Below are 7,392 nucleotides of genomic sequence, written 5' to 3'. Positions count from 1 at the left end.
CGGGCGGCGGCCGCGGCTGCCTCGGCGGCGGCGCGGGCCAGCTCGTGCGGGCCGGCCGGGCAGCCGGTCAGCGCGGCGGTGGTGACCCCGGCCAACTCCCGGGCGAGGGAGACCAGTTCGAGATCGCCGTGGGCGAGGGCGGGGACCCGTTCGGCGAGCACGGCCTGCCACAGCGGCCGCAGCCGCTCCAGTCCGCTCGCGTTGAGCTCCCCGGCCAGGGCCCGGCGGGCGGCCCGGTGCTCGCCGCCGTCCTGGTCGAACAGCAGCCCGCCGTCGGTGAGTCCGGCGGCGGCGCCACCGGTGGTGCCGGGCGCGGTGCGGTCCAGCGGGACCCGGGTGAGCACCTCGCGGTAGGCGTCCGGGTCGTGCACCAGCACCGTTCGGCCCAGCCGCAGCACCGGGCGGCGGCGGGTGGCGCAGAGCAGCGCGAACAGCACCGGGTGGCCGCGCAGGTAGACCCGGCGGTCCCGGCGGCGGGCGGCGCGGGAGGCGGCGGGCGCGGTCACCGGGCAGACCGCGGTGGCGGGGTCGGTCGGGGTGGTCGGTGTCATCGGGCGGGCTCCCGGGAGCGGTGTTCGGCGCCGGCCCGGCGGTCGGGCTTGCGTGAGCGGCCGGCCAGCGGCACCTCGCCCAGCAGTATCGCGTCCGGCCGGGCCTGTTCGCCCTCCTGCCGGTCCGGCCCGGTGACACTGCGCGAGCGCCGTCGTGGACACCCTCTGGACCTGCGGCGATCGGCTCGCTACGGTGTTGGACGTCATGCGCAGGCAACACCGCCTGCGGACACGGGAGCTCGGAGCACCGGGCTGAGAGGGCGCTGAACGGTACGTCGGTGTACGTACCCACCGCTGCGTCGACCGCAGGAACCTGACCGGGTAATGCCGGCGTAGGGAGAAGAAGGTCTGATGACCACGTTTGACGCACAGCCGACGTCTGCCCGGACCACGGACGACGGGCGGACCTCCGTGAGCAGCGCCTCCACCGGCTACCCGACCCCCGCCTGGCGCAAGGCCTACCGCGAGGGCTCCCGCCCCGACCTGCGCGCCCCGTACCGAGAGGTCCTGCTGACCAACGGCCGGACCGTCCCGCTGTACGACACCTCCGGCCCGTACACCGACCCCGCCTACGAGCCCGACGTGCGGCGCGGCCTGCCCGCCCTGCGCGACGCGTGGATCCGCCAACGCGGCGACGTCGAGGAGTACGACGGCCGCGAGGCCCGCCCCGAGGACGACGGGATCAAGCACACCTCGCCCCGCGGCGGGAACCTCCGCAACCTCGACGCGGTCTTCCCCGGCCGTCCGCGCCGCCCGCTGCGCGGCCGCGACGGCACGGCGGTCACCCAGCTCGCGTACGCCAAGCGCGGCATCGTGACGCCGGAGATGGAGTTCGTGGCGCTGCGCGAGGGCCTGGAGGCCGAGTACGTGCGCGACGAGGTGGCGCGCGGCCGCGCGGTCATCCCGGTGAACGTCAACCACCCCGAGGTCGAGCCGGCCATCATCGGCACCAACTTCCTGGTGAAGATCAACGCCAACATCGGCAACTCGGCCGTCACCTCGTCCATCGAGGAGGAGGTGGAGAAGATGACCTGGGCGACCCGCTGGGGCGCCGACACGGTCATGGACCTCTCCACCGGCCGCAACATCCACACCACCCGCGAGTGGATCCTGCGCAACTCCCCCGTGCCGATCGGCACCGTGCCGCTCTACCAGGCGCTGGAGAAGGTCGACGGCAAGGCCGAGGAGCTGAGCTGGGACGTCTACCGCGACACCATCATCGAGCAGTGCGAGCAGGGCGTCGACTACATGACCGTGCACGCCGGCGTGCTGCTGCGGTACGTGCCGATGACGGCCCGTCGCAAGACCGGCATCGTCTCGCGCGGCGGCTCGATCATGGCGGCCTGGTGCCTGGCGCACCACGAGGAGAACTTCCTCTACACCAACTTCGAGGAGCTCTGCGACATCCTCGCCTCCTACGACGTCACCTTCTCGCTGGGTGACGGCCTGCGGCCGGGCTCCATCGCGGACGCCAACGACGAGGCGCAGTTCGCCGAGCTGCAGACCCTCGGCGAGCTGGGCCGGATCGCGCGCGAGCGGGACGTCCAGGTGATGATCGAGGGTCCGGGCCACGTCCCGATGAACAAGATCAAGGAGAACATGGATCTCCAGAAGGAGATCTGCGACGAGGCGCCGTTCTACACCCTCGGCCCGCTGACCACGGACGTCGCCCCCGGCTACGACCACATCACCTCGGGCATCGGCGCCGCGATGATCGCCTGGTGGGGCACGGCGATGCTCTGCTACGTCACGCCCAAGGAGCACCTGGGCCTGCCCAACCGGGACGACGTCAAGACCGGCGTGATCACCTACAAGATCGCCGCCCACGCCGCCGACCTGGCCAAGGGCCACCCCGGCGCCCAGGCCTGGGACGACGCCCTCTCCGACGCCCGCTTCGAGTTCCGCTGGGAGGACCAGTTCAACCTGGCCCTCGACCCGGAGACGGCCCGCGACTTCCATGACGAGACCCTCCCCGCCGAGCCCGCCAAGACGGCGCACTTCTGCTCGATGTGCGGCCCGAAGTTCTGCTCGATGAAGATCTCCCAGAAGATCCGCGACGAGCACGGCGACGGTTCGACGGCGGTGGCCACGGCCTTCGACTCCGACGCCCTCGCCGGCATGGCCGAGAAGTCCGCCGAGTTCGCCGCCCAGGGCAACCGGGTGTACCTGCCGCTGGCGGACTGACGCACGCACGCGGCTGTACCGGACGCCGCTCACGGAGGCTGACCTCCGGGAGCGGCGTCCGGCGTTTTCCGGCTCGGTCCTGGTCGGACGCTGCCATATTCAAAGGTGCTGTTGGTCTTATATATCGGAGGGTGATTTTCCGATGGGTGATCAGAACGATCAACTGGCTTGCGCTGGGCCGTGGTCGGGCGCGGTGAGGGCGGGCGGAGGGGTCAAGCAGTCCGGGACCTCAGACAGTTGCCGAGGGTGGGGTGGGCGGGTTCGGACCGGGCCCTTTGCCCCGGCGACTGACTCGTCCCCGAACGGCGCTTCCCCGGCGCCGACTTCGGGCATTTCCCGGGCCTGAGGCCAGTGGCCGGGTCAACGGCGGGCGTTGGGCTGTATGGCGTGCGCGGCCGGTTCGTGCGCGTGTCAGAGTCGTGTATCGCCCGAAAAGCTTCAGAATGTCAGGAACTATCCAAGTGATGGCCATAGTTGTCTCGACGTCGAGGAGTATGGGCATGCATGTTCGTGAGCGGCTCCCCGATCAGCCCGGTCGTATCGGTTCGACGGACCTGTCCGAGCACGGTGACGACAGTCTTTCCTCCGCCAGTCTGGAAGTGGGGCAGACCGTCGTCCTGGACCGGCAGCCCTGGCAGCTCCTGGAGGTCCGCGAGTACCCCGAGCGTGAGTGGCCCGAGTCCTACCGGAAGGCCTGGCGTGACCACGTTGAGCTGTGGAGGCACTCCGAGAACCTCTACGGCGCGAACGGTCAGGCGACCACGTTGACCCCCGAGCGGGCCGACTTCTACAAGCGGCCCGTGGTCCTGGTCCTGCGGAACGACAACTTCCCCCGCTCCACGCCGAAGCACTGGTGCGCGCCGGCCAGCCACGACTGGCCGGTCCTCCCGGAGCACTACGCCATCTGCCGCACCTGCGGTGAACTGCCGCCCTGCCGCAACGGGGAGTACCGCTGGGACGGCGGCCCCCGGCGGCCGGAGCGCAGCGGCGGTGTCGCCCTCATCGTCCCGCCCGACTGCTGCATGGGCTGTGCGGAGTTCATCAAGCCCCGGGTGCGGACGGTGCGCTTCCCCGGCCCGAACCTCTGGTACCCCGAACTGGGGTACGGCAGCGCGGTCTTCCACGCCCGCAGTGCCTGCGCCGACCAGGTCGACTACTACCGTATGCAGTGGAAGGCCGGGTACGCCGCACACGCGGCCCGGCCCGCTCCCGACCTGATGTTCCCGGTGGAGGGGAACCTCTCGCTGCCGCGGACGAGGCACGCGCCGGAGCGCGGGAAGCCGGCCCAGGAGCTTCCGGTGGCGAACGGTTTCTCCTCGACGACACAAGGGCAGTACGCGATGTCCGAGGCGAATCCCCCGTCGGCCGCCGCCGCGCCGCCGGAACCCCCGCCCGCCCCCGTCCACCAGCCCCCCGCCGTTCACCAGCCCCCCGCCGCCGACCAGGTGCCCGTCGGCTACCCGGCGCAGCCGGAGCCTCCCGCCGTCGCCGCACAGCCCCCCGCACAGCCCCCCGCCCCGCCCGAGGGCCTCGACGCGGTGCTGGGGCTCACGGGAGCCCTCGCCCCTCTGGCCGGTGGCGCTCCGGCCTTCCACAACGCGGAGCAGGCCGCACGGGTGATCGAGGAGCTCACCGCCGCGGTCCGTAACATCGCGCTCTGTCTGAACGGCACGAACACGCGCGCCCGGGCCTGAGCGCCGTGGCGGGCCGGGGCCGAGGGTCCGCCACCCGGGGCGGCCGGGTCCGTCTCCACGTCGGCCGGCCGGTCCGCACGTGAGGCGCCGCCCCGGAGCCGTTCCGGGGCGGCGCCCCGTCCTGCGCACCGGTCCGGCCGGTGCGGGTCAGGAGCCGGTGGCGTCCTGGACGTCCTCGGGGTACCAGCGGAGTTCGACGGTGTTGCCGTCGGGGTCCTGGACGTAGAGGGAGGTGCCGGTGCCGCGGGCGCCGAAGCGGGGGCCGGGGCCGTCGAGGACGGTGAAGACGCCGGAGTCGACGACCTCCTGCCAGTCCAGGGGCTCGACGGCGAGACAGATGTGGTCGACGTTGGACGCGTTCCGGGGGCGGGCGAACAGGTCGATGATGGTGTGCACGTTGACCCGGACCGAGGGGAACGAGACCTCGCCCGCACGCCACTCCTCGACCCGGACCGGCTCCAGGCCGAGCAGGCCGAGGTAGAACTCCAGCGAACGCTCGACGTCCTCGACGTTGAGCACGAGGTGGTCGAAGGCCTTGACGCGGACGGCGGCCATGGTGGGCTCCCGGGTGGTGAGGGTCCTGCTGACGCCTTCCACGATCCGCTGTCCGGCGATCATCATCAACGCGGACCTGCACTACGATCGTTGACCCACACTTAACGATCGGGGGTGCGCGCATGTGGGAGCGGTACGAGATCGAGGCGTTCCTGACGCTCGCCGAGGAGCTGCACTTCGGCCGGACCGCCGAGCGGCTGGGCGTCACCACCGGGCGGGTCAGCCAGGTGATCGGGAAGCTGGAGCGCCGGATCGGCGCCCGCCTGTTCGACCGTACCAGCCGGACCGTCGCCCCCACCGCGATCGGCCGGCGGCTGGCGGACGAGCTGGCGCCGCTGGTGGGCGGGATCGAGGAGTCGCTGCGCCGCGCGGTGGACGCCGGCCGCGGGGTGACCGGTGAGCTGAGGGTGGCGTTCCTGGGCGAGTGGACGGCGACCGTACTGCTCGGGGCGGTACGGCTGTTCACCGAGCGGCACCCCGGCTGCCGGGTCGAGGTCCGCGAGGTGCAGCTGTCCACCTCCCGTCCGAGCCTGGAGGACGGCTCGATCGACCTGCTCCTCGCCGCCTTCCCGTTCGACGGCATGGCCAACGGCCCGGTGCTGATGACCGAGCGCCGGGTCCTGGCGGTGGCCGCCGGGCACCCGCTGGCCGGGGCGGGGTCGGTCTCGCTGGAGGTGCTGGCCGACCACCCGGTGGTGCAGTACCCCGCGGTCACCTCGGCCGCCTTCAAACGGGACCGCACCCCCGACCGTACCCCGTCCGGACGCCCGGTCCCCGAGGGGCCGACGGGCAGCACCTTCTCCGAGATGCTCACCCTGGTGGCCCTGGGCCGGGGCGTGCTCCCGGTCGGCGAGCACTCCCGGCGCTACTACCCGCGCCCGGACGTCGCCTACGTCCCGATCGAGGACGCGGCGCCGATCGAGCGCGGCCTGGTCTGGCGCGAGTCCGGCACCACCGAACTCATCCGAGCCTTCGTCCGCGCCGCGACCGACGCCACCTACCCGGACGCTTCCTAACCGGACGCGGCCCGGGCGGTGAGGCGGGGTGCGGGCCGTCCGGGCGCCGGCGATCGGATAGTCTGCGCCCGCACGATGGGGGGAATCCACGTGCTGCCGCTCGGAGTTCGCGGCAATTCATCTCTTTGGGGGCTGATGTGAGACTTCGTCATGCAATGCTGGCCGCGGCGCTGGTGGCTTCGCCGCTGGCACTCACCCTGCCCGCGCAGGCGGCCGGGAGCGGCGCCGAGCCCACTATCCGGCTCGGCGGGTTCACCTCGGTCGAGGCCGGTGGCAGCTGGTCCGAGGGCACGGTGACGGTCAGGAACGACGCGGACGCGCCGGTCACCGAGCAGCACGTCCTGCTCTACTTCGGCAGCCAGATGCTCGGACTGGACCAGGTCGCCGCGGAGTACGCGGACGGCGCGTCCGGCACCTGGCAGCCGGTGAAGCTCGTGGCCCAGTACCTCGGGGCCAGTCCTGAGGGGTACCAGGGTGTGGCCACCGACCTGACCGGCGCCGCGGTGGAGCTGAAGCCGCACTCGTCGCACACCTACAAGCTCCGGTTCAAGCTGCTGCAGTCCACGCACGTGGGGCCGATCTTCAACGTCGGGCTGCAGGCCTTCCTGGCGCCGACGCTCGACAAGGACGGCCAGGCCAAGAACTGGACGGCGCGGGCCGACGCGTCGGTCACGACCACCGGCCTCACCACGACGATCAGCGGTCTGCCCGAGGCGATCCCGGCCGACGGCAGGGCGCACCCGTTCACGGTGTCCATCAGGACCGCGAACAAGTTCGACTGGCACCTCGGCCGGGCGCTCTTCTTCCTCTGGGCCGGTCAGGGGCACGGCTCGATGGACGGCCCGGCCGCCTGCGATGTCCGGCTGGAGCTCCAGGACCCCAAGGACGGCAGCTGGCACGGGGTGGGCCTGGCGGCCCGCGGCTGGGACGAGCGGGACATCGACCTGGCGAAGTACGGCACCGGCCCGGTGGACGACCGGGTGCTCAACGCACGGATCACGCTGGGCGCGAACTTCAAGACCTCGGCCGACGCCACGCTCGGCTTCGGGGCCTTCGCCGGCCCCGACGAGTCGCTCTTCTGGATCGAGCGGAAGGTCGTCTCGACGGCGGTCGCGGGCGCCCCCGCGTGCGTGGACCCGAACGTCCCGGCACCGACCGCGACGGCCCCGGCGCCCACCACCACGGCTCCGGCGGTCGTCCCGGCGGCGGCCGTCACGGCGACGCCCACGGTGGCCCCGGCGGCGGCCACCGGTGATGTCGAGCTCGCCGACACCGGTGCCCCGGACGTCGGCCTGCCGACCGCCCTGGGCGCCGGTCTGCTGGCGGTCGGCGCGGCCGCGATCACCCTGGCGAGGCGCGCGCGCCGCGGCTGAGCCCGTCGGGCCGCGGCTG

Annotated in this window: 5 protein-coding genes and 1 pseudogene; 4 read left to right on the top strand and 2 right to left on the bottom strand. The window is 72.5% G+C overall.

The annotated features are described in order from the left end of the window. Window positions 1-551: pseudogene (locus ACWEQL_RS39350) on the bottom strand (hypothetical protein); the annotation flags it as partial. 351 nt (window positions 552-902) lie between these two features. On the opposite strand from ACWEQL_RS39350, the gene thiC reads away from it, so the two are divergent. Together thiC and ACWEQL_RS39340 are read left to right on the top strand one after the other, a co-directional pair. Continuing rightward, window positions 903-2,735, top strand: a complete 1,833-nt coding sequence (gene thiC, locus ACWEQL_RS39345; RefSeq protein WP_452155904.1) for a phosphomethylpyrimidine synthase ThiC — start codon at window positions 903-905, stop codon at window positions 2,733-2,735. 500 nt (window positions 2,736-3,235) lie between these two features. Further along, entirely contained in the window at window positions 3,236-4,429 is a 1,194-nt protein-coding gene (locus ACWEQL_RS39340) for a hypothetical protein (protein ID WP_452155902.1), read from the top strand. Between the two features lie 147 nt (window positions 4,430-4,576). Here ACWEQL_RS39340 and ACWEQL_RS39335 read toward each other — a convergent pair whose 3' ends face one another. Next, window positions 4,577-4,984 (bottom strand): VOC family protein, encoded by a 408-nt coding sequence (locus ACWEQL_RS39335; protein WP_452155906.1) that lies wholly within the window; start codon window positions 4,982-4,984, stop codon window positions 4,577-4,579. A 122-nt stretch (window positions 4,985-5,106) separates the two neighbouring features. Here ACWEQL_RS39335 and ACWEQL_RS39330 point away from each other — a divergent pair, with 122 nt between their 5' ends. Continuing rightward, window positions 5,107-6,000: a LysR family transcriptional regulator gene (locus tag ACWEQL_RS39330; RefSeq protein ID WP_452155900.1), complete on the top strand. Its 894-nt coding sequence runs from the start codon at window positions 5,107-5,109 to the stop codon at window positions 5,998-6,000. 155 nt (window positions 6,001-6,155) lie between these two features. Next, window positions 6,156-7,373: a hypothetical protein gene (locus ACWEQL_RS39325; protein ID WP_452155898.1), complete on the top strand. Its 1,218-nt coding sequence runs from the start codon at window positions 6,156-6,158 to the stop codon at window positions 7,371-7,373. Window positions 7,374-7,392 lie beyond the last annotated feature (19 nt).

The sequence above is a fragment of the Kitasatospora sp. NPDC004240 genome (assembly GCF_053603215.1).
Note: the sequence above shows the minus strand (reverse complement) of the source record. Positions and strands in the feature narration are given on the sequence as shown.